The organism is Haloarchaeobius litoreus (assembly GCF_024495425.1).
Lineage (GTDB): Archaea > Halobacteriota > Halobacteria > Halobacteriales > Natrialbaceae > Haloarchaeobius > Haloarchaeobius litoreus.
In genome coordinates, this window is sequence record NZ_JANHJR010000003.1 from 818,720 (window position 1) to 838,834 (window position 20,115).

The following is a 20,115-nucleotide window of genomic DNA, read 5'->3' on the forward strand; positions in this document are numbered from 1 at the left end:
ACTTTCGTTATGCCGAGTGGGTCGCGTTCCGGTTCCGGTACGGTCCTCGCCGGGAGCTCAGTTCGGCCCGACGGCGACGACCCCGGCCACGTCGGGCACGCCGAGGGACTGTCCCCGCCAGCCGTCGTCGGCCGCCGCGAGCACCCGGCCCTCGGCGGTGACGAGGTACGTCGTCCGGTCGTAGGCGACCCCGACGACCGTCCCGTCGGGCTGCTCTGGGTAGGCGACCCACTCGCCGGCCGCGAGCGCGACGAACGCGTCGCGGACGACGGCGTGGGCGCGCTCGGGCGCGTCGGCGTCCTCGGTGCCGGTGTCGCCGCCGTCGCTGGCCACCACGGTCGCCTCGCCCGCCAGTTCGTCCAGCCAGCCGTTGCCGAGCCGGTAGAGTCCGGCCGCGGTCGCCGCCCGCGGGGTGCCCGCCGCACTCACGTCGCGGGCGTCGTCGAGGCCGACGTGGGTGAGCCCGGTGCCGACCCGGTACACACCGTCCGCCGCAGCGCAGAGGTCGCCGGAGAGCGCCCGGATGTCGGCGTCGATGGAGCCACAGTCGGCCCAGTCCGCGTCTCCGGCGTCGGTTTGGCCGACGAGAACCAGCCGCGAGAGGTCGCCGTCGGGTCCCGCCGCGAGGACAGCGGGGCCGTCCGCGCCCGCCCCGACGACCGAGACGGCGACCGCCTCGCCGTGGCCGGTCTCCTCGAACCCGCCGACGTGCGTCTCCTCCGTATCGGTCCCGACCCGGCCGACCAGCACGTCCGCATCGGTCGCCACGGCGACGACGCCACCGCCGGCTGCCACGTCCCGCGCCGTCCCGCGTACCGCGAGCTCGAAGCCACCGACGCGCTCGTCGACCACGTCGACCGCGACGCAGCCGACGCCCGAGGCCACGTACAGCGTCGCCTTGCGCTCGTCGCCGTCGTAGACCCGCTTCTCGTCGAGGCTGATGTCCTTCTCGGCGCTCATACCTGGACGTCGGTGGGCCGGGGTCGAAAACGATGCGGTCGGCGCGCGGGCGGCGACGTGTCCCGACCCTCAGAGGTCGGTCGCGACGCGCAGTTCGGTGTCGGTGACGGTCTCGACCGAATCGGCGTGGACCTCGATGTCGTCCTCGTCGGCGTCGCCATAGCCGAAGCTCTGGATCAGTGCCTCGGAGATGCCCGCCTCGGGCTCGACGTAGGCGATCTGTCTCTCGGCGTCGACCTCGGTCACGATGCCGATCTGTTCGCCCTCGATGTCCATGAGATACTTCCCCTCGTCTGCCTTAGAGAGCACTGTCATTCCATCTGAACGATGGGTCTCGATGCGGAATAAAGGTGCGGTCCGAGCACGGGACCGGTAGTCGGACGCCCGACACAGCTTCGGAATCCATTTGACGCCGCCACACTCAGACCCACCTGAATGAAGGTATTCGGTTCCAGCGGGACACGCGGCGTCGCCAACGAGGCGCTGACGCCGACGTTCGTCCTCCGCGTGGCCAAGGCGGCCGGAACGGCGTGGGGTGCCGACCGGGTCGCCATCGCGCGGGACACACGGGTGACCGGCGAGATGCTCGCCGACGCGGCGGCCGCGGGACTCACCAGCGTCGGGGTCGACGTGGACCGGCTCGGCCGCGTGCCGACGCCGGGCGCACAGGCCTACGCCGAGCACGAGGGCGTGCCGGCGATGATGATCACGGCCAGCCACAACCCGGCGGAGTACAACGGCGTCAAGCTCGTCGGCGACGACGGCGTCGAACTCGCCGTCCCCGACCTCGAACGCGTCGAGGACATCTTCCTCGGCGAGACGTTCGAGCCGGCGACGTGGGACGAGGTCGGCCGCAGCACCCGTGTCGAGGACGCCGCCGACCGCTACGTCGACCGCGTGCTCGACGTGGTGGACCGCGAGACCATCGCCGACGCCGACCTGACGGTCGCGCTCGACCCCGGCCACGGCGCGGGTGCGCTCACCTCGCCGGAGTTCTTCCGTCGGCTCGGCTGTCGTGTCGTCACGGTCAACGCACAGCCCGACGGCCACTTCCCGGGCCGCGACCCCGAGCCCGTCCCGGAGAACCTCGGCGACCTCGGCGACCTCGTCCGCGCGACCGACGCCGACGTGGGTATCGCCCACGACGGCGACGCCGACCGCGCCATCTTCTACGACGAGACCGGCGAGTACGTCGAGGGCGACGCCACGCTCGCCGCGCTCGCCGCCGCCGAACTCGGTCCCGGCGACGTGACCGTCTCCGCCGTGAACGTCTCCCAGCGGTTCGTCGACGTGGCCGAGGAGACCGGCGCACGGCTCGAGCTGACGCCCATCGGTTCGACGAACATCATCACCCGCGTCCGCGAGCTACTCGCCGACGGGGAGGACGTCCCGCTCGCCGGCGAGGGCAACGGGGGCATCTTCTTCCCGGACTATCACATCGCCCGCGACGGGGCCTACACCGCCGCGCGCTTCCTCGAGCTGCTCGCCGACGCGCCCGTCAGCGAGGTCGTCGCACCCTACGGCGGCTACCACAACGTCCGCCGGAACGTCGAGTACGAGACCGAGGCAGAGCGCACCGCGATGCTCGCCGCCGCCGAGGGGCGCGCCGAGAACGCCGACGCCGAGCTCGACACGAAGGACGGCTTCCGGCTCGACTACGGCGACGCGTGGGTGCTCGCCCGCCCGTCGGGGACGGAACCGCTCGTGCGGGTCTACGCCGAGGCGCACGATGCCGCCCGCGCAGCCGACCTCGCCGACGGGATGTACGAGGCGCTCCTCGACGCGAAGGAGTCCGCCTGAGTCGGTCGCACGCTTCCCCCGCCACTGTCCTCGATCCCACCGGTCCTCAGTCCCACCAGTCCTCCCACCAGTCGTCCTCCTCGCCGGTGCGCTGCCGGATGTCCACGTCGACCGACCCCTGAAGCTCCAGCAGCGCGAGCCGCCCCGCGTACCGGAACTCCGTCCTGTTCAGGACCCGCGTACTGATCGTCCGGTTCGGCCCGTACGTCTCCGTCCGCGTGCCGCGCCGTCCGATGCTCCGCCCCGTGAACCGCACCCGGAAGCGAGCGTCGTCGTCGCGCGAGGTCATCACCAGCCGGCTTGGCCGCTGGTCGTCGTGGTCGTCGTCGTCATCGTCATCGTCATCGTCATCGTCGTCGCCCTCGTCGTAGTCCCGCGGGTCGATACGATCGCCGTCGATCGTGATGCGCGGTGGCTCGTCGCAGTCCCAGCGGATGCGTCGGATCTCCCCGTCGATGCGGAACTTGTCGCTCCCGTGTGGGTCCGTGATGCTGACGATGCGTCCGTCGACGGCCGAGTCCCGTCCGGCGTAGCTCCGGCCGTCGTCGAGGCTCACGTCGCCGTCGACCCGCACCTCGGTCCGACACACCTCGTCGGTCCGGTTCTCGATGACGAGCCGTCGTTCGTCCGTCCCTCGACTCCCCGTGACGGTTCCCGCGCCGAGCCCGAGCGCGCCGGCCGCGCCGACGAGTTCGAGTGCTGTTCTGCGTCGCATAGTCGAAGCTACGCGGAACCGATTTGAAACGATTGTTACCAATCAGGGTCCAGAAATGTACGGTCCAGCGTCGAGGTCGTGTCGCCGGGCTACCGGTCGCCGAGCGCCTCCCGCAGGGACTCCCGCTCCGCCCGCAGTTCCGCCAGCTCGTCCGCGACGGAGCCCGAAGCCAGCCGCTCGCGCCCCTCGGCGTCGAGCTCGTCCAGCGCGACCGCAGCCGTCCACAGCCGCTCGTACTCGTCGTCCCAGGTCAGCTCGCGCACCGTCCGCAGCGTCGCGACCACGTCCTCGCCGGCGACCCGCGAGACCAGCGTGATGCGCTCCTCGCAGCGCCGGCGCAGCTCCGCCGCCGGGCCGGGCGGCCACTCCAGCTGGAGCGCCGAGCCGTCCAGCCGGTCGAGGTACGTCTGCCGGGTCGCCACCGCGCGCTTCAGCGCGGTCGCGTCCTCGACGTAGTGGTCCAGCTTCGACCGCGAGTAGTCCGCGAGCTCGAGCAGCCGCGGCACCGTCTCGGTGCCGGCCTCGTGCGATTCGACGTACTCGACGAGGTCGGCCGGCGGTGCCTGCACGTCCACGAGCGGGTAGTGCGCCGCGCTCGACGCGAACTCCAGCAGTTCGCGTGCGCTCACGTCGGTCCGGTAGTCGGTGAACGCCGCGACGATCGCCTCGTCGTACCTCTCGAGGGGGTCCCTGAGCTTCTCGACCGGCGCATCGAGGTCGGCGTCGCCGAGTTCGAGCAGGCGCTCGTGTTCCGCGATAGCGTCGTCGAGCGCCTGCAGCCGGCGCTTCGCCTCGCGCTCGGCCTCCCGCAGCTCCGCGCGGGCCTCGCGCTCGCGCTCCAGCACGTCGACCAGCTCCGTCGCCGGCCCGAGCACCGTCCGGGCCGCCGCGAAGTCGGACTCGGAGAGCCGACGCTGGTCCACCGCGTCGAGCGCCTCCTCGAACGCGTCCCGCCGCGGCAGGTCGTCCGGGAGCTCCTCGACGGTCGTCGCGAACTCGTCCTGGAACTTCACGAACGACTGGAAGTCGCCCGTCCCCGTCGCAGTGTCCTCGTACTGATCGAGCAGCTTCGTCGCCGAATCGGACGCCGATTCGACCGTCTCCAGTTCGTCCCGACCGTGGCGCTCCACTGCCGCCACCGCCGACTCGACAGCCTCGCGCGCCCGTCGCAGGCGCTCGACTGCCTCACTCATACACGTCGTCGGGGTCGAACACCCGCTCGCCGACCGTCTCCCCCTCGACGGTCCGGTAGAAGCACGACCGGTACCCCGTGTGGCACGCGCCGCCTTCCTGCGTAACCCGGTAGAGGAGGGCGTCGCCGTCGCAGTCCAGGCGCACCGAGTCGACGGCCTGCGTGTGCCCGCTCGTCGCGCCCTTCTCCCACAGCTCGTCGCGCGACCGCGAGTAGTAGTGCGCCCGCCCCGTCTCGACGGTGCGCTCGACCGCCTCGTCGTTCGCGTAGGCGAGCATCAACACCTCATCGGAGTCGACGTCCTGCGCGACGACCGGGACCAGGCCGTCGTCGCCGAAGTCGAGTTCGGACAGCGCGTCTGTCATTGTCGAAGCCTCGGCCGTCGCGGATATGGGTCTTTTCCTGTGGATGGGTGACTCGCGAGTCGGCGTGGCTGGTTCGGGGGTCGTGCACGCCGGAACTCCCGACGCCGATAGTTTACGATTATTGTAAACTTCGCGGGTGCTAAGGCCCCCGACCGGCCCGCGTGGCGCGAGGAGGGGCCGGAGCCGAGAACCCCGGTGCTTCCTGGCTGTTCGCGGTTCCGGAGCGTTCACCGACAGACGCGGTCCCAGCCGGTTCCAACCAGCTACAGGCCAGAGACGCACCAGATTGTGTCGCGGGGGTTCGAGTCGAAACGAAGGGGTCGTGGGCCGACCCAAACATCCCGACGACGGAGACGCGCGGGAAACCTTCTTGAGGAATCCAGCAGACCCCACACGTATGGAGGACTGCATCTTCTGTCAGATCGTCGCTGGCGACATCCCGAGCCGCACCGTCTACGAGGACGAGCACGCGTTCGCGTTCCTGGACGTGAACCCGCTCGCGCCGGGGCACACGCTGGTCATCCCGAAATCGCACCACGAGACGCTGGGCGAACTGCCGGACGAGGGGAGCGCGGCGCTGGCGGCGGCGGTCCACGAGGTCGCCCCGGCGGTCGAGGCGGCGATGGACGCCGACGCGACGACGGTGGCGTGCAACAACGGCGAGGCGGCCGGCCAGGAGGTTCCCCACGTCCACTACCACGTCGTGCCGCGCTACGAGGGCGACGGCTACGGTCCCATCCACGCACTGTTCGACGGACCGACGGACGTGAGCGACGACGAGCTCGACGACATCGCGGACGACATCGGGGCCGCACTCGACTGACCGGGTCGATCCGGACATTTTTTAACCCGAACCGACCGAGGAATTTGTATGTTCGAACAGGACCGGTCGGCGGCCGTGGTGGGCGTCGCCGGCGGCGCGGGTGCGACGCGACTGACGGTCGAGCTGGCGACGACGCTGGCGCGCGACGGGCGTGACGTGGCGGTGTTCGACGCCGCGTTCGCCACGCAGGGACTGAGTCAGTACGTCCACGGGCGCATCGACGCGGATCTGACGCGACTGCTCACCGACGAGGACGTGACGCCGGAGCAGGCGATGGTCGACCTGCGCGTGGACACGCCGGGCGACGTGAGCGTCTGCCCGACCTACGCACCGTTCGAGCGCATCGCCCGCGCGAAGTCCGGCGCGTCGGCGGAGCGCTTCGGTCAGGAGCTCCGCGACGCGACGGTGGCGTACGACCACGTGCTCGTGGATACGCCGCCGGTGGCGGACAACCCCTCCATCGCGGCGGTCAACGCGACCGACAACGTCGCCTGCGTCGTGCCGTCCTCGAAGCGCGGGGCGGACACGCTTGCGCGGGTACGCGACCGCCTGGCCGACATCGGCGTCGAGCCACACCGCGTCGTCGCGAACCGCGCCGACGAACCGGCGACGCGGGACTCGACGCCCGTCGAGTCGGCAGACGTTGCGGTCCCGGAGAGCGACGTCCGCGAGGTCGCGGGCGCGCCGGTCTGTGTCGACGGCGCGACGGGGCCGTTCGCCCGCAGCCTCGCGACCACGGCCGAGGCCGTCTTCGACACCCAGCTCGACGTGGAGTTCCCGAAGGAGGGACTGCGGACGCGCCTCTCCGCACGCTTCTGAGAGACGAAAAAATTTTACGGTAAGTTACATATCCCTTCTCGTATGGCAGTAGAACCCGCCCGTCCGTCCGACGTTGGGACCGTCGGCGTGCTCTCGCGTGCGGCCGACGCCCTCTCGGCCGACCCCCGCATCCTCCTCGCCGGCGTCGCGGTGGTGGGGCTGGGGTTCGTCCCCTACGTCTCGAACGTCGCCTCCCCGGTCGTCGGTGGCCTGGCAGTCGTACTGACGCATCAAGCGCTCGTCGGAGCGCCCGCGACGGACCGAAGCTACCTCCGGCGCACCCTCTCGGCCATCGGCGCGACCATCGTCGTCGCCATCATCGCCGTCTCGATCGTCCTCGCCGGCTTCATGATCGTCGGCACCGTCGCGCTCGTCGGCTTCGTCTTCCCGCCGTTGCTGGTGCTCGCCGTCCTCGTCGGCATCGTCGGCATCGTCCTCCCCGTGCTGTACGTGGCGCTCCGCCTCCACCTCGCGCTCCCCGCCGCGTTCATCGACGGCGAGACCGCCACCGACGCGGTGCGCCAGAGCTGGGAGCGCGCCGGCGGCAACGTCGTGACCGTGTTGGGCGTCCAGCTCGTCACCGGCGTGCTCTCGGCGCTCGCCGCGCTCCTCATCGCCTACGCCTTCGGCATCCCGTTCCCCGGAACCATCGAGAGCGGCGGCGTGCTCTCGTTCTCCGCGGAGAACCGCGAGCTGGTCTCCCAGTCCGCGATGGTGCTCCGGTACACCGCGGTCGGCTCCTCGACCGTCTCGGCGACCATCCCGAGCCCCGAGTTCCTGTTCGGCTACTCCGTCGTCGGCGGGCTGTTCACCGCACTCAACTACAGCTCGCAGGCGGTCATGTACCGGGAGTTCGACGACGAGGGCGTCGAGACACTTGCCGGCGTCTGAACCGTCTCAGAGGAAGTCGTCCGCACCGCTCATCGTCTCTGCGAGCGCGTCCCGTTTCGCGACCGACGCGTCGTCCGACCGCGAGAACGCGTCCGCGACCACGTCCTCCGCACCCGACAGCGGCTCGTGGCTCTCGACGAACGCCGCCAGCGCGAACTCGCGCTCGCTCGCGCCGCTGAGCGCCCGCGCGTCGGTCCGGGAGAGCTCGCCGGCGAGCCAGTCACGCACCAACTCGCGGCCCTGCGGCGACACGGGCGAGACGCCTTCGAGCCCGAGGAGGTGGAGCACCTTCGCGGCCGTCGTCGGCACGACACCGGCCTCGTGGCCGGCCGCGTCGACCGCACTCCCACCGACGTAGGCGTCGACGACGGCCGCCGCCGTCTCGACCGAACACGGCAGGTCGTCGGCGTAGTCGGCCAGTCGCTCGGAGAGGTCGCCCGCGGTCCCGTCGGCGACGGCGACGCCGCGGTCGCGCTGCTCCGTCGTCACACACAGTCCCTCGGCGATGTCCGCCAGACCCATAGCTATCGCTTCGTGCGCGCCTGAATAAAAGGGTGCGGGTCGACCGCCGACGAGGCGCGACATCCCGCAGCCGAACCTACCGGTCACCGGTGGGTTCGAGTCGCCGTTCCGCCCGGTTCCATCCACCGACCACACCCGTTTAAATAACCCGTCGGGGCGAACCTTCAGGTATGAGCAAGGCTCAGACGAGCTGTCCCGAATGCAGCGGTCACCTCCAGCGCGAGCGCGACGAGACGGTCTGTGACGAGTGCGGCCTGGTCGTCGGCTCCGACCGCATCGACCGCGGCCCCGAGTGGCGCTCCACGACCGAGGGCGAGTCGTCGAAGAAACGCACCGGCGCGCCGCTCACGCGCTCCCGGCACGACCGCGGGCTCTCGACCGAGATCGGCTACGGCCGCGGGGAGACGACACGACTCACGGGACGGAAGCGCCGCGCCGTCGCCCGGATGCGCCGCCAGCACAACCGCGCCCGCACCGGCTCGAAGCGCGAGCGCAACAAGGTGTACGCCTTCACCGAGGTCCGCCGCGTCGTCGGCGCGCTGTCGCTCCCGGCGCACGTCCGCGAGCAGGCGTGTGCGCTGTTCGAGTCCGCACAGAACGAGGACCTGCTCCAGGGCCGGTCGCTCGAAGGGTTCGCCGCCGCGACGGTGTACGCCGTCTGCCGCGTGCAGGGCATCTCGCGCACCATCGACGAGGTGGTCGAGCCCGCCCGTGCGACCGCCGCCGAGCTGAAGGCCGCCTACGACGCGCTCAACCGCGAGCTCGGGCTGCCGACCGGTCCCATCGACCCCCGTGAGTACCTCGCCCGGTACGCGACCGAACTCGACCTCCCGACGGTGGTCGAGTCCCGCGCCCGCGAGCTGGCCGGTGAGGCAGTCGAGGACGGCACCGCGGCGGGCCGCAACCCGGGTGGCTTCGCCGCGGCGTGTCTCTACCTCGCCGCGCGGGAGCACGACCACGACGTCACCCAGGCCGAGGCCGCCGACGTGGCCGACGTGTCCTCGGTCACCGTCCGGTCCGGGTTCTACGCGCTCCGCGACGGGGCGGCGTGATGGCGGCCGCGAGCGCGTGGAACGACTCGGCAGCGGCCGAATCGGGCATCGTCGCCGTCACCGGCTGGCCCGCCGCCGTGGCCCGGGCGAGCCCGTCGGACTCCGGCACCGTCGTCACCGGCGCGCCGAGTGCGCGCTCGACCGCCGCCCGCGGCGGGTTCGTCCCCGTCCGGTTCAGCACGACCTGCGCCAGCCCGGCGTCGAGTTCGCGAGCCAGTGCTCGCGTCCGCAGCGCGTCGGGTAGCGCGAACGCGTCCGGCAGCGCGACCAGCACCGTCCGGTCGGCGGCGAGCAGCGGCATCCCCGCGTCGGCGGCCAGTCCGGCGGGACAGTCCACGACCACGTCGCCGTAGGCGCGCTCGACCGCCCGGACCGCGTCGACGAGCCCCCGCACGTCGGCCGCCCGGGCCCCGGCGAGCGAGCGCCCGCACGGCAGGAGGTCGACGGGACCGCCCTCCCGCACCGCCTCGACCGGGTCGGCTCTCCCCGCGAGCACGTCGTGGAGGTCCGGGCCCGTGCCACCGGGGAGGTCGGCCATCCCGAGGTCGCCGTCGACGACGACCGCGTCGGTCACCGCGCCGAGGTTGTACGCGACCGTCGACTTGCCGACGCCGCCCTTCCCGCCCGTGACCGCGACCCTCATCGTTTCTCCTCCGCTGTCGTCGCCTCGGTCGCCCCCGCAACGGGCACCGCGTCCGCCGGTGGCGTCGGATCGCCGAGCGCACGGACGACGTGCTCGGGGGTCGGGTCGACCTGTGTCTCGCTGTCCCCGTCAACTGCCACCGACTCCGCGACCGTCAGTGCCGTCCCGTCGGGTGCAGCAGGCGTCGCAAAGCCGATACCACGGGTCCGGCCCGCGGGAACGGTCAGCGTGACCCCCTCCTCGTCCCAGCCCGCCGCCGGCACGCCCTGTCGCCGCGGCGGCCACACCGGGCGGCAGTCGGTTCTGAGCGTGATTCGCCGTGCGGTGTGCCCGTCGTTGTGGACCGTCGCCGCGACGAACGTCACGCAGTCGCGTCGTTCCGTCTCCACGTCGAGTTCGACCATGCCCACTCTGGCCGCGTGTTCGCGCTTAAACCGTGAGAACGGGCGAATCGAGCGCCGTCGCAGCGGCTCCAGCCGACGCGAACCGGTCGCACGACAGCACGACCGGCGCGTCGAGCGTCGCCACGCGGGCGACCGCCAGCGCGGCCGTCACGTCGTCCCCGTCGTACGCTCCCGGCGTCTCGCCGGGCGACGCCTCGCCCGGAACCACCGCCAGCGCGTCCGCGAACTCGTCGTCGACCCGCGCGGCGAGCCACGCGCGCGCCGCCCGGCGGGCGTTCGCCAGGTCGTCCTCGATGGCGAGCCGTCGCTCCCGCGCGTCCCGGCCATCCCTGGCCGCACGGCGGGCCGCCGCCAGCGCCTCCTCCGCCGCGATGCGGTCGGTCTCCACGTCCGTCAGCTCGCGTGCCACCTCGCGCAGCTCCCGTTCCAGCTCCCCGGTCGGCTCGTCGAGTCGCCGTCGCTCGCGCAGCGCGCCCCGTAGCGACGCGACGCGCTCCGTGAGTTCCGCCTCCCTGGCACCCGCTTCGGAGACGCGCTTGCGTGCCTGCCGTCGGGCGGGCGCAGCACCCTCATCCGCGTCGACCGCCGCCAGCTCCCGCTCCAGCGTCTCGATACGGTCCGCCTGCGGCGGTTCCAGCCCCCGCTGGCAAGCCACGGCGGCCAGCGCCCGGCGAGTGTTGACCGACCCGTCCGCCTCGACGACGCCGACCGCCTCGTGGACCGGCCCCGGGTCCGGGCAGTCGATTCGGAGCGTCGGCCCGCCACCCTGCGTGCTGCCGCCGGTTCCGACGGCACCGTCGCACCGGACCGCGTGCAGCACCGTCTCGACGGTGAGTCCACGATTCCGGAGGTCGACCGCTGTGCCCGTCGCCGACCACGCGCCGTAGACGACCTTCACAGCTCCCGTGCCCGCATCTCGCCCGGTGATGGATGGTCGGTTCCGGTCGCGAACCGCTCGTACGGCGTGTACGGCGAGTCCCGCTCCGCGTACGCCTCGGCCGCCGCACGGACGCGCTCGTAGGTCGGCTCAAACTCGTTCAGCGGTTCGGTCCGCTCGACCTGCACGTCGCCGCCGTGTTTCGCCCGGAGCCGCAGCGCACAGAACGCGCCGAACTCGGTCCGGTCGAACAGCGCCGCCCGCCCGAACCGCCGCACGACCGCGTCCTCGTGCGCCCGACAGACGTTCCGGAGCGTCTCCCGCGCCGCCGTCGAGTACGTGATGACGAGGAACACGTGGTTTCGTGCGAAACGCTGTGTAAAAAAGTCACCGGTCAGTCCGAGACACGCTCGACCGACAGCGACTCCGGGAGGTCGGCAGCGAGTTCGCGAGCCTGCGCCCGGGCCTCGTTCGGCCCCGCGGCGACGAGAACGAGTCCGCTGGTGCCGTCGGCTGGGGGGTCCCCACCCCCGTCCGTCGGCGTGACCCGGTACACCGCCAGCGACTCGCCCACGTCGAACTCGCTGACGTACGTCCGCAGGATGGTCTGGACGCGCCGTTCGAGGTCGGTCAGGTCGCAGTCGCCGTCCTCGAACGACGCCAGGGCGTCCTCGACGTTCCGTAGCGCGGAGATTCGGTCCATCAGGTCGTCCGGAGGTGGTCGGTGCGGGGCTCGTACACCTCGCCCTTCTGTTTGAGCTTCTCGATCTCGTGTTCCGCCTTCGAGGGGTCCATCCCGATCTCGTCGGCCCGGTCGAGCACCACGTCGACCGGCGCGCCCTCGTCGTAGTCCTCCTCGATGTCGCCGATGAGCTGCTTGAGGTTCTTGATGCGGTCGCGCTGGGTCTTCGACGTCCCCGTCTCGACCACGTCCGCGTCGAACTCGCCCGTCTCCGGGTCCACGCCGATGTCCTTCAGGCAGTCGCGGACGATGGTGATCGACCGGTCAGCGTCGGACTCCTCGACCGTATCGGAGAGACGGACCCGCGCCGACGCCTCCGCCAGCCGCACCAGCGCCTCCAGCTGGCGTGCCGTCACCGGCACCGGTGCGTCCTCCTCCATCCCCTTCGAGCGCAGGTCCACGTAGAACTGCTCGATGGCGTCCCGCGCATCCTGGGTCATCCGGGGGAAGCAGTTCTGCTTCGAGTACGCGATGTACTTCCGCATCAGCTCCGGGTCGATGACCGGGTCCACATTCTCGGTCATCTCGTCGATCTCCGCCTGGTCGACGCCGACGTTCGTCAGCTCCGCCTTCTGCGTGTTCAACTCCCCCGCGTAGTTCGTCTTCAGGATGTGCTGTGCGAGGTCGCGGTCGTGCTCCTCGTCCGGCTTGTCCGTCACCGTGAAGATGAGGTCGAACCGCGAGATGAGCGCCGGCTCCAGGTCGATCTGCTCGCTGATCGGCTCGTACTGGTCGAACCGGCCGTACTTCGGGTTCGCCGCCCCCAGCAGCGAACAGCGCGACTTCAGCGTCGCGTTGATGCCCGCCTTCGACACCGAGATCTCCTGCTGTTCCAGCGCCTGGTGCATGGCACTGCGGTCGTCCGCGGCCATCTTGTCGAGCTCGTCGACCGCCGCGATGCCCTGGTCGGCCAGGACGAGCGCCCCCGCTTCGAGCGTCCACTGCTGGCCGTCGCCGAAGTCGTCGCGGACCGCAGCTGCAGTGAGCCCTGCGCTGGAGCTGCCCTTCCCGGAGGTGTAGACGGAGCGTGGTGCTATGTGACGGATGTAGCTGAGCATCTGGGAGTTGTGCGAGACCAGATTGTTCGAGAGGTAGTTGTGGGTTCCCGCGACTTCGAGGTCGTACACCCAGTCGTAGTCGGGCGTGACGGGTTCGATGGATTCGATGCGTTCCCACTGTAGGTCACTATCGCAGAGTCGTCGGAGGGCTGCAACTTCGTGTGGTATCGACCCACCATCAGCGACGACCTCAGATGCGTCTTGATACTCGGTCCCTGGAAGACTGTCCTCGAACGTCTGCACGACCGCATCGAGTCTCTCCCGACTCGGGTTACGGTCACCCCGTTCGTAGTGCTGGTACGTCGACCGGGGGAGACCACAGTCGGACTGCGTCAGCCCGAGAGACTCACGAATCCGACGCAGCGAGTCGCCTACAGCAGGGACAACATCCGTGTTGGTGTTGGAGTTCACTCCCTCGTGTTTTGCTGCCGACGCTGCTTTCCGCCCGGTCACGAATCCAATCCGCTCGACGTAGCTCGCGAAGGCATCACCGCTGATTCTGAGTCTGTAGCTCCCGCCAGCCTTCTCCCGGAGTTGTGCCGTGATACCGAACGAGAGCAGCAGACTTCGAACACCGTCGAGCAACTCGCGGCTCATCGAGGCAACCGAGATTTCGCGCTGCGATGTGGAGATGTGGCATTCCCCGTCGATGTACGCCTTCAGGAACGCACGCTGAATCTCCAGCGAGCTACGGAATATCGGTTCGGGGACGCGCTGCTCGGCCGACCGTCCGAGCATCGCCGGTTCAAGGGATTCGAGGAAGCTAACGAACTCACCGGCGGAGCACATGATTTCGCGTGCAGATTTCCCCTCGTGTGCTCCCCGCTCGGTCCAGTTCAGTCCGAGTGCCTCCAGCGCGTCGATGCTGTCTTCTAGAATCTCGCGGTCGTCGTTCGTGATGCTGACGAACCCGGTGTTGTCCGAACGCTGCTCGACGTATCCCTCGGCGACGATGTAACCGACCAATCGGGCCAGCGACGGCGTCCACTCCTCGGGAAGGTCGAGCGGAATCGCGTTGTGTGAGATTGCTCGGCGGTAGTCGACAGCGAGCGTGTCGTCGTAGTCGTGGTCGAGACTGGACGGAGCCCCGACGAAATCACCCTCGCTCAGCTCCCGTGACTCGACCGCACGGAACCCTGCGCCAGCGGGAACGAACAGCGGGTGCGACGGTGTCACCTCGATTTCCTTCCCGGTATCCGTCCGAATCCGGTACATCGTCTCAGGGGCTTCGCGCTTCCAAACCTTCGTCGCCTGCTCCGTCCCTATCTTCCCGTCGGGTTGCAGGGAGGGAACCCCGATACTGACCTCGTCCCACCAGCCGTCGTCGATCTCCTTCGGGTCGCCAAGATTCGACTCGACGAGTTCGCGAATCTCCACTTCCGTGCCGTCGCCCAGCGTGACTCTGGTGTCTCCTCTTACGCACTTACCCGTCCCAGGGTCCCCGATCAGCAGCATGTGCAGGTCGCCCCGAATCCGGGACTCGTCGGGGAGGAACTTGGTGACGCCGGAGAACAGCTGGAGGATCATCGCGAGCTTCTCCTGGTCGTAGCCGAAGATGGAGGGCGCGATGGAGCCGACCATCTGCTCGTAGATGTCGGGCTCGTTCGAGAGCTCGATTATCTCCGCTTTGTCCTCCTCGGAGATCTCCATGTCCTCGAACTGTTCCTCGTCGATGCGCACCGAGACGCCCTCCAGATAGTGGTCGAACAGGGGCGACTTCTCCTGCTGGTTGCCCTGCTGTTCGAGCCGGAGGATGCCGGTGGCGGCGACGTGGTCACCCGGCGTCACTTCGCCGGTGATGTCGTCCTCGATGTGGATGTCTATCGCCTGCGGCGTCTCGCCGCCGCGCAGGCCCTCGGGCGACTCCTGTACGCGTATCTTCTGGGCGTCGACGAACTCGCTCTGGTCGTGGTTCAGCACGAAGGGACCCTGTCGCTCGCAGCCCTGGCACTCGTGGGGTTCCTGGAAGGTGCCAGTGGACTGCGGGATGCGGGTGAGGGTGCCACAGCGCTGGCACTCGAACGCGGCGACCTGCATCTTCGACTTGACGTCGGTCGCCTTGCGGACGATGCCCCGGACGGTGACGAGCGTGTTGACGTGCCGGGAGCGGATCGCGCGGATCTCGGTCGCGTCGGGCAGGGGCTCGATGCGGACGTGTGCCTGCCCGAGGCTGACGTCGACGGGCAGGTCGTACAGGCGCAGCGCCTCCTCGGCGTACTCCTGGAGCTGTTCGGGCTGGTTCCGGTAGTCGTCGGCCAGGTCTCGGTCGAACGTGAACAGGTCGTCCCAGTCGACGTACAGCGACTTGCGTTCGCTGGGGTACTCCTGTGCGAGCCTCCCGATCTCGTCGCGATAGTAGTTCCTGTAGAACTCCAGAAAGGCGTCGACGAGTTCGGCGTTGTCCCCTGCGTCCATCGGCACGGACTAAGGCCACCATCGGGTAAGTAGCTTGGCAAAGCGAGGCGAAAGTGTTACTCGCCAGCCCCCGGAGGTGTCGGTATGCGCGACCGCCTGCGCAGGCTCACGCCGGCCGACGACGAACGATACCGGGACTGGGCCCGTCGGCTCGCACCGTACGCCGTCGCGGTGGTCGTCCTCCTCGTCCTGCTCGCTGGCGCGGGCGCGTGGGTGTACTTCGACTCCCTCGCGTACGGCCCGACCGAGTCGCCATCGGCGGTCGAGTCCGCGTACGACGTGACCGTCGAGTCGGGCTACGGCGGCTACGTCGTCCGGCCCGACGACCAGCCGCCGGCCGGCGAGCGCGTCGGCCTCGTGTTCTACCCCGGCGGCCGCGTCGAACCCGGCGCGTACGTCCACACGCTCGCGCCGCTGGCCGAACGCGGCGTCACCGTCGTCGTCCCGGGCGTCCCGCTGAACCTCGCCGTGCTGGACAGCGACGCCGCCAGCGCGCCCATCGCACGCGAGGACGGCGTCGATTCGTGGTACGTCGGCGGGCACTCGCTGGGCGGTGCCATGGCCTGCCGCTACGCGAACGGGAACTCGGGACGCATCGACGGGCTGGTGCTCGCGGCGTCGTACTGCGACGTGAACGTCAGCGATTCTGGGCTGGCGACCATGGCCATCACGGGCACGCGCGACGGCGTGCTGAACCGGGAGCGTTTCGAGTCGAACCGCCGGCTCCTCCCCCCGGACGCGACGTTCGTCTCGGTCGAGGGCATGAACCACGCCCAGTTCGGGAACTACGGTGCACAGGAGGGCGACGACGAGGCGACCATCTCGACGGCGTCCGCGCACGAGCGTGTGGTTGCTGCGGTGGTCGACTGGCTCTGTGCCGAAGGCGAGGCTGTGGCGTGTGCGAATCAGACCGGTGGCCAGTTCGTCGCTATCTCGTAGTTCTCCGCGAGTTTGGTGTCCGACCGTACTCGCTCGGGTTCGCTCACCCTGAGGGAGAACGAGTCCGCTACCTCGTCAGCGTCGACGGCGTAGACGGTATCCAGGTCGTCGCAGTAGACGAGATAGCAGTCCGTCTCCGTCTCGTCGGGATTGACCTTTATTCGTCCGTCCCATACGAACCCAGTTTCGACTCTGACACGGTACAGCGTCCCGTCTATCTCGACGACGACGTTGCGCTCGCTCCGGCCACGAATCTGGCGCCAAACAGACACACCGGCTGCTTCGAGTGCGTCCAGACAAGCGACAGTAGTCGGGTCGGTCGTCCCGTGCGTGTATTCTTTTGCGGCCACGTCGAGTGGCCACCGCTCGTCGAACTCGAAGTCGGCAGCCCAGTTGATACTCCGGTGGTGAACCTCCGGTTCCTCGACCCGTAGCGAGATGCTCTTGTCGAACTCCTGCTCACCGACGAGATACATTGTCTCCGTCTCGTAGCAGTAGACGACGAACACGTCGACGTCACCGTCGTAGCTCTTCCGGACGTTCCCCTGCGAGTTCGTGTGGGTTGACTGGGTACTGAACTGTATGCGACCGTCCGCAATCCAGCCCGTCTTAACCTGAACCCTGACGAGAGCACCGCCTCCGCATTCTGCGACGAGGTCGTATCGCTCGTTGTCGCCGAACGGATGAGAGACTGCGATCTCCCGTCGTCGGAGCTCGGTCAACACTATCGCTTCCGTCAGGTCGCCCTTCCGATGTGACTCCATCGCCACCTCTGGCTCCCGATACGGTTTAGACCTTGGCCGCTCCGTCGTTGGTGTCCTCACACCCGCGTCGTCGCGAAACGCGGTCGCTGGCTGAATCTGGTTCACCACGTCCGAGAAGTGTTCCGCCTTCGGCTCCGAATAGTATGGGCCGGCCCGGATTTGAACCGGGGGTACAGCGTCCCAAACGCTGAAGGTTACCAAGCTACCCCACCGGCCCGCGCATATAAATCAGTTCCATCACGGGTAAAACGTTTCGTTCCCTCCCAGTCGACTCACACGCCCCAGATACCGGCGATACCCAGCGTCGTCACGACCGCGAATATCAGCTGCAGCGGCGTCCCGACGACGGTGTAGTCCGTGAACTTGTAGCCGCCGGGGCCGTAGACGAACAGGTTGGTCTGGTAGCCGACGGGGGTCATGAACGCGGTCGAGGCGGCGAACGTGACCGCGAGGACGAACGCGTACGGCGACGCGCCGAGCTGTGCGGCGGTGTCGAACGCGACCGGGATCATGAGCACGACGCTGGCGTTGTTGGAGACGACGTTCGTCAGCGTCGCGGTGAGCACGTAGAACAGCCCCAGCACCGCGATTGCGGGCAGGTAGGCCTCGGTCCGGACGAGCAGGTCGGCGAGGTACAGCGCCGCGCCGGTGTGCTGCATGGCGGTGCCCAGCGGGATGACGCCGGCCAGCAGGAAGATGACGTCCCACTGGACGGCGTCGTACACCTCCCCGGGCTTGAGACAGCCGGTGAGCACCATGGCGACGGCTCCCGCGAGGGCCGAGACGACGATGGGGAGGAGGTCGACGGCGGCGAGCCCGACGACGGCGAGGATGACGCCGATGGCGACGGGGATCTTCTCCTCGCGGTAGTCGTGGCGCTCGATCTCCTGGGCGACGATGAAGTCGCGGTTGTCGTCGAGGCGCTGGATGCTGTCGGCGGTGCCCTGGACGAGCAGCGTGTCGCCGACCCGAAGGACGATGTGGTCCATGCGCTTCCGGATGAGCTCGCCGCCGCGCCGGAGCGCGAGCACGGTGGCGTCGTAGCGCTGGCGGAAGTTCACGGAGGCGATGGATTCGCCGACGACGTGCGAGCCGGGCGCGACGACGATCTCGACGAGGTTCTCGGCGGCGGGGTCGGCGCGTTCGAGTTCGTCCTCGGTGGCCTCGAACTCGGGGACGACGTCCATCCCCTCGACGTCGAGGAGCTCGACGAGCGTCTCGCGGTCGGTCCGCACCGTGAACAGGTCGCCGGCCTGGATGGTCTTCGGGCCGAGCGGTTCGAGGAACACCTCGTCGTTGCGGATGAGCTGGACGAGGTCGACGTCGAACTCGGTCTCGACGAGCGCGTCGCGGACGGTCTGGCCGACGAGCGGGGAGTCCTCGCGGACGACGACCTCGGTGAGGTACTCGGAGAGGCGGAACTCGGCGGCGAGGTCGTCCTCGGGCTCGATGCGGGACGGCAGGAGGTAGCGCCCGACGACGAAGAAGTACGCGAAGCCGACGATGGTGACGACGACCCCGAGCAGAGTGAACTCGAACATCGAGAAACCGTCCTGTAGCGCGACGACGGCCGGGCCGGGGTCCGCCACGTTGTTGGCCACGTCGGCGGCGATCTCGCTGGCGAGGATGTTCGTCGACGTGCCGATGAGCGTGAGCGTCCCGCCGAACATCGAGGCGTAGGAGAGCGGGATGAGCAGCTTCGACGGCGACGTGTTGCCCTTGTGGGCGATGTCGGTGACCATCGGCAGCAGGATGGCGACGGCCGCGGTGTTGTTGATGAAGCCCGAGAGCGGGGCGACGACGCCCATCGTCGCCCCGAGCTGGCGTGTCTCCGAGTCGCCGGTAAGCGCGGCGAGCTTGCGCCCGAGGATCTGGACGATACCCGTGCGCTGGACGCCGTCGGAGAGGATGAACATTGCCAGCACGGTGAGGGTCGCCGTCGACGCGAAGCCCGCGAGGCCGTCGGCCGGGTTGTCCGGCAGGAGTTCCACCGGCCCGCCGATGAGTCCGGCCGCCGCGAGCTGCTGGGAGAGCGGCCCGAGAACCATGAGCCCGACCATCAGGCCGAGTGCGGTGATGTCGACGGGCACCGGCTCCGTCGCGAACAGGACGAGCACGACGGTGACGAGCGCGAAGACGAGCAGTATCTCGGGTGTGAGCGCGGCCACAGCGTCGCAAGACGGTGGCCCGGAAGAAAAGGCTACGGACTCCGGTCGTCTGTCGTGTTCAGCGGCTCCGTCGAGGACGTTGGCGACGCCAGCAGCCAGCGAGCTCCTGCTCGGTCCGTGTCGTGAGAATCGCCGGGCTCGAACGGCCTCAGTCCGGCAGCGCGTCGGCGATGTCGTCGTCGGAGGCCTCGCCGGACCGACCGGCAGGTACGGACGACTCCGTGGCCGACTCGTTCGCGGCCGACACCTCGTTCGCGGCCGATACCTCGTTCGGGTCGTCGAGCTCGACGGTCTCGGTCTCGCGGGCGACGTCGGCGTCGCTGGCCCGGCTGCTCCCGCCGGGGACGAGGTGTTCCACGTCGATCTCCTCGACCAGCGTCTCGTCGAGTATCTGCTCGAAGGTGAGCTGGAGCTGCTGGCTGTGTGCGTTCGGGTCGAGGTGGAAGTGCGCGACCGCGCCGACCGATTCGAGTCGACCCGAGAGCACGTGGCAGAACTGGAAGACCACCTCGGGGTCGTTCGCTTCGAGCAGTTCTGTCAGCGAGTCGAAACAGACGACGATGTCGTAGCCGGCGTCGTCCCAGACGCCACAGAACTGGCTGACGACCTCGCCGAGTCGCTGGAGGTCGGTCGGGTCGGCGACCGTCTGTTCGACGATGGGCTCGTCGAAGTCCGGCGTGCCCGCGCCGGCGGCCTGCATCGTCTCGCCGACGGTGACGATACCGCGTTTCGTCGGCTGACGCCCGCCGGAGAGCGAGCTGAAGTCGAGTCTGTCGGTCACGTCCTCGGGAAAGGAGACGACGAGTTCGGCGCGCTGGTCCGCGGCCGGTCCCCCCATCAGACCGTCGCAGTGCTCGCCGACCTCGTCCTCGGCCATCTCGTCGAGTAGTAGGACTGTTCTCGCGCCGCCGTCTGTGCCGTGTTCACTCATATGTATCCACCCCGACCCCCCGGGATTGCTAACAT

General features: G+C 69.2%; 21 protein-coding genes and 1 tRNA gene. 6 read left to right on the forward strand and 16 right to left on the reverse strand.

The window, feature by feature from the left end:
- Positions 1–57 precede the first annotated feature (57 nt).
- Together NOW55_RS16525 and NOW55_RS16530 are read right to left on the reverse strand one after the other, a co-directional pair.
- On the reverse strand, positions 58–960 hold the full coding sequence (locus NOW55_RS16525; protein ID WP_256401209.1) for an HVO_0234 family beta-propeller protein: 903 nt from the start codon (positions 958–960) through the stop codon (positions 58–60).
- A gap of 69 nt (positions 961–1,029) precedes the next feature.
- Entirely contained in the window at positions 1,030–1,275 is a 246-nt protein-coding gene (locus tag NOW55_RS16530) for a DUF8593 domain-containing protein (protein ID WP_256401210.1), read from the reverse strand.
- A gap of 120 nt (positions 1,276–1,395) precedes the next feature.
- On the opposite strand from NOW55_RS16530, the gene glmM reads away from it, so the two are divergent.
- Positions 1,396–2,760 carry a phosphoglucosamine mutase gene (glmM, locus tag NOW55_RS16535; protein ID WP_256401211.1) on the forward strand — a complete coding sequence of 455 codons (1,365 nt, stop codon included), beginning with the start codon at positions 1,396–1,398 and terminating at the stop codon, positions 2,758–2,760.
- A 46-nt stretch (positions 2,761–2,806) separates the two neighbouring features.
- Here glmM and NOW55_RS16540 read toward each other — a convergent pair whose 3' ends face one another.
- From NOW55_RS16540 to hisI, 3 genes are all read right to left on the reverse strand, one after another.
- Positions 2,807–3,475, reverse strand: coding sequence for a hypothetical protein (locus NOW55_RS16540; RefSeq protein WP_256401212.1), 669 nt, complete (start codon positions 3,473–3,475; stop codon positions 2,807–2,809).
- Between the two features lie 89 nt (positions 3,476–3,564).
- Positions 3,565–4,668, reverse strand: coding sequence for a DUF7118 family protein (locus tag NOW55_RS16545; RefSeq protein WP_256401213.1), 1,104 nt, complete (start codon positions 4,666–4,668; stop codon positions 3,565–3,567).
- Entirely contained in the window at positions 4,661–5,032 is a 372-nt protein-coding gene (gene hisI / locus NOW55_RS16550; RefSeq protein ID WP_256401214.1) for a phosphoribosyl-AMP cyclohydrolase, read from the reverse strand. Before hisI ends, NOW55_RS16545 begins: the two co-directional genes overlap by 8 nt.
- A 397-nt stretch (positions 5,033–5,429) precedes the next feature.
- Between hisI and NOW55_RS16555 the strand changes: the two genes are divergently transcribed.
- Genes NOW55_RS16555 through NOW55_RS16565 form a run of 3 tightly spaced genes read left to right on the forward strand, consistent with a single transcriptional unit; the run spans position 5,430 to position 7,565 of the window.
- Positions 5,430–5,855 (forward strand): HIT family protein, encoded by a 426-nt coding sequence (locus NOW55_RS16555; RefSeq protein WP_256401215.1) that lies wholly within the window; start codon positions 5,430–5,432, stop codon positions 5,853–5,855.
- 48 nt (positions 5,856–5,903) lie between these two features.
- Positions 5,904–6,674 (forward strand): MinD/ParA family ATP-binding protein, encoded by a 771-nt coding sequence (locus NOW55_RS16560; protein WP_256401216.1) that lies wholly within the window; start codon positions 5,904–5,906, stop codon positions 6,672–6,674.
- 42 nt (positions 6,675–6,716) lie between these two features.
- The gene (locus NOW55_RS16565) at positions 6,717–7,565 is read left to right on the forward strand and encodes a DUF7847 domain-containing protein (protein WP_256401217.1); all 849 of its coding nucleotides are present in this window, start codon (positions 6,717–6,719) and stop codon (positions 7,563–7,565) included.
- A 6-nt stretch (positions 7,566–7,571) separates the two neighbouring features.
- Here NOW55_RS16565 and NOW55_RS16570 read toward each other — a convergent pair whose 3' ends face one another.
- Positions 7,572–8,087 carry a DUF7858 family protein gene (locus tag NOW55_RS16570; protein WP_256401218.1) on the reverse strand — a complete coding sequence of 172 codons (516 nt, stop codon included), beginning with the start codon at positions 8,085–8,087 and terminating at the stop codon, positions 7,572–7,574.
- A 170-nt stretch (positions 8,088–8,257) separates the two neighbouring features.
- Here NOW55_RS16570 and NOW55_RS16575 point away from each other — a divergent pair, with 170 nt between their 5' ends.
- Positions 8,258–9,139, forward strand: a complete 882-nt coding sequence (locus NOW55_RS16575) for a transcription initiation factor IIB (RefSeq protein ID WP_256401219.1) — start codon at positions 8,258–8,260, stop codon at positions 9,137–9,139.
- On the opposite strand, the gene NOW55_RS16580 is transcribed toward NOW55_RS16575, so the two are convergent.
- Genes NOW55_RS16580 through NOW55_RS16605 form a run of 6 tightly spaced genes read right to left on the reverse strand, consistent with a single transcriptional unit; the run spans position 9,093 to position 15,278 of the window.
- Positions 9,093–9,782 (reverse strand): nucleotide-binding protein, encoded by a 690-nt coding sequence (locus NOW55_RS16580; protein WP_256401220.1) that lies wholly within the window; start codon positions 9,780–9,782, stop codon positions 9,093–9,095. The two genes, NOW55_RS16575 and NOW55_RS16580, sit on opposite strands and share 47 nt — an antisense overlap.
- Positions 9,779–10,186 carry a DUF7857 domain-containing protein gene (locus NOW55_RS16585; RefSeq protein ID WP_256401221.1) on the reverse strand — a complete coding sequence of 136 codons (408 nt, stop codon included), beginning with the start codon at positions 10,184–10,186 and terminating at the stop codon, positions 9,779–9,781. Before NOW55_RS16585 ends, NOW55_RS16580 begins: the two co-directional genes overlap by 4 nt.
- Before the next feature lie 25 nt (positions 10,187–10,211).
- Positions 10,212–11,084 carry a DUF7856 family protein gene (locus tag NOW55_RS16590; RefSeq protein ID WP_256401222.1) on the reverse strand — a complete coding sequence of 291 codons (873 nt, stop codon included), beginning with the start codon at positions 11,082–11,084 and terminating at the stop codon, positions 10,212–10,214.
- Entirely contained in the window at positions 11,081–11,419 is a 339-nt protein-coding gene (locus NOW55_RS16595) for a DUF7855 family protein (protein ID WP_256401223.1), read from the reverse strand. Before NOW55_RS16595 ends, NOW55_RS16590 begins: the two co-directional genes overlap by 4 nt.
- A gap of 38 nt (positions 11,420–11,457) precedes the next feature.
- The gene (locus NOW55_RS16600) at positions 11,458–11,766 is read right to left on the reverse strand and encodes a DUF7854 family protein (protein WP_256401224.1); all 309 of its coding nucleotides are present in this window, start codon (positions 11,764–11,766) and stop codon (positions 11,458–11,460) included.
- Complete coding sequence (locus NOW55_RS16605; protein ID WP_256401225.1) at positions 11,766–15,278, reverse strand: LAGLIDADG family homing endonuclease; 3,513 nt, start codon at positions 15,276–15,278, stop codon at positions 11,766–11,768. Before NOW55_RS16605 ends, NOW55_RS16600 begins: the two co-directional genes overlap by 1 nt.
- An 84-nt stretch (positions 15,279–15,362) precedes the next feature.
- Between NOW55_RS16605 and NOW55_RS16610 the strand changes: the two genes are divergently transcribed.
- The gene (locus tag NOW55_RS16610; protein WP_256401226.1) at positions 15,363–16,217 is read left to right on the forward strand and encodes an alpha/beta hydrolase; all 855 of its coding nucleotides are present in this window, start codon (positions 15,363–15,365) and stop codon (positions 16,215–16,217) included.
- Here NOW55_RS16610 and NOW55_RS16615 read toward each other — a convergent pair.
- The 4 genes from NOW55_RS16615 to NOW55_RS16630 all read right to left on the reverse strand — a co-directional run bounded on the left by NOW55_RS16615 (position 16,184) and on the right by NOW55_RS16630 (position 20,080).
- Positions 16,184–16,981, reverse strand: a complete 798-nt coding sequence (locus NOW55_RS16615) for a group I intron-associated PD-(D/E)XK endonuclease (RefSeq protein ID WP_256401227.1) — start codon at positions 16,979–16,981, stop codon at positions 16,184–16,186. The genes NOW55_RS16610 and NOW55_RS16615 overlap by 34 nt on opposite strands.
- A gap of 144 nt (positions 16,982–17,125) precedes the next feature.
- A tRNA-Pro gene (locus NOW55_RS16620) sits at positions 17,126–17,198 on the reverse strand.
- Positions 17,199–17,253: 55 nt separating this feature from the next.
- Positions 17,254–19,149 carry an SLC13 family permease gene (locus NOW55_RS16625; RefSeq protein WP_368407774.1) on the reverse strand — a complete coding sequence of 632 codons (1,896 nt, stop codon included), beginning with the start codon at positions 19,147–19,149 and terminating at the stop codon, positions 17,254–17,256.
- A 148-nt stretch (positions 19,150–19,297) separates the two neighbouring features.
- Entirely contained in the window at positions 19,298–20,080 is a 783-nt protein-coding gene (locus NOW55_RS16630) for a DUF7504 family protein (RefSeq protein WP_256401228.1), read from the reverse strand.
- Positions 20,081–20,115 lie beyond the last annotated feature (35 nt).

What these genes read in the sequence shown, in the direction of transcription:
- NOW55_RS16545 (WP_256401213.1), bottom strand. Translation starts at nt 4,668, where the DNA reads ATGAGTGAGGCAGTCGAGCGCCTGCGACGGGCGCGCGAGGCTGTCGAG.
- NOW55_RS16570 (WP_256401218.1), bottom strand. Translation starts at nt 8,087, where the DNA reads ATGGGTCTGGCGGACATCGCCGAGGGACTGTGTGTGACGACGGAGCAG.
- NOW55_RS16560 (WP_256401216.1), top strand. Translation starts at nt 5,904, where the DNA reads ATGTTCGAACAGGACCGGTCGGCGGCCGTGGTGGGCGTCGCCGGCGGC.
- NOW55_RS16585 (WP_256401221.1), bottom strand. Translation starts at nt 10,186, where the DNA reads ATGGTCGAACTCGACGTGGAGACGGAACGACGCGACTGCGTGACGTTC.
- NOW55_RS16630 (WP_256401228.1), bottom strand. Translation starts at nt 20,080, where the DNA reads ATGAGTGAACACGGCACAGACGGCGGCGCGAGAACAGTCCTACTACTC.
- NOW55_RS16600 (WP_256401224.1), bottom strand. Translation starts at nt 11,766, where the DNA reads ATGGACCGAATCTCCGCGCTACGGAACGTCGAGGACGCCCTGGCGTCG.
- NOW55_RS16565 (WP_256401217.1), top strand. Translation starts at nt 6,717, where the DNA reads ATGGCAGTAGAACCCGCCCGTCCGTCCGACGTTGGGACCGTCGGCGTG.
- NOW55_RS16615 (WP_256401227.1), bottom strand. Translation starts at nt 16,981, where the DNA reads ATGGAGTCACATCGGAAGGGCGACCTGACGGAAGCGATAGTGTTGACC.
- NOW55_RS16530 (WP_256401210.1), bottom strand. Translation starts at nt 1,275, where the DNA reads ATGACAGTGCTCTCTAAGGCAGACGAGGGGAAGTATCTCATGGACATC.
- NOW55_RS16525 (WP_256401209.1), bottom strand. Translation starts at nt 960, where the DNA reads ATGAGCGCCGAGAAGGACATCAGCCTCGACGAGAAGCGGGTCTACGAC.
- NOW55_RS16575 (WP_256401219.1), top strand. Translation starts at nt 8,258, where the DNA reads ATGAGCAAGGCTCAGACGAGCTGTCCCGAATGCAGCGGTCACCTCCAG.
- NOW55_RS16605 (WP_256401225.1), bottom strand. Translation starts at nt 15,278, where the DNA reads ATGGACGCAGGGGACAACGCCGAACTCGTCGACGCCTTTCTGGAGTTC.
- NOW55_RS16610 (WP_256401226.1), top strand. Translation starts at nt 15,363, where the DNA reads ATGCGCGACCGCCTGCGCAGGCTCACGCCGGCCGACGACGAACGATAC.
- NOW55_RS16580 (WP_256401220.1), bottom strand. Translation starts at nt 9,782, where the DNA reads ATGAGGGTCGCGGTCACGGGCGGGAAGGGCGGCGTCGGCAAGTCGACG.
- NOW55_RS16555 (WP_256401215.1), top strand. Translation starts at nt 5,430, where the DNA reads ATGGAGGACTGCATCTTCTGTCAGATCGTCGCTGGCGACATCCCGAGC.
- hisI (WP_256401214.1), bottom strand. Translation starts at nt 5,032, where the DNA reads ATGACAGACGCGCTGTCCGAACTCGACTTCGGCGACGACGGCCTGGTC.
- glmM (WP_256401211.1), top strand. Translation starts at nt 1,396, where the DNA reads ATGAAGGTATTCGGTTCCAGCGGGACACGCGGCGTCGCCAACGAGGCG.
- NOW55_RS16540 (WP_256401212.1), bottom strand. Translation starts at nt 3,475, where the DNA reads ATGCGACGCAGAACAGCACTCGAACTCGTCGGCGCGGCCGGCGCGCTC.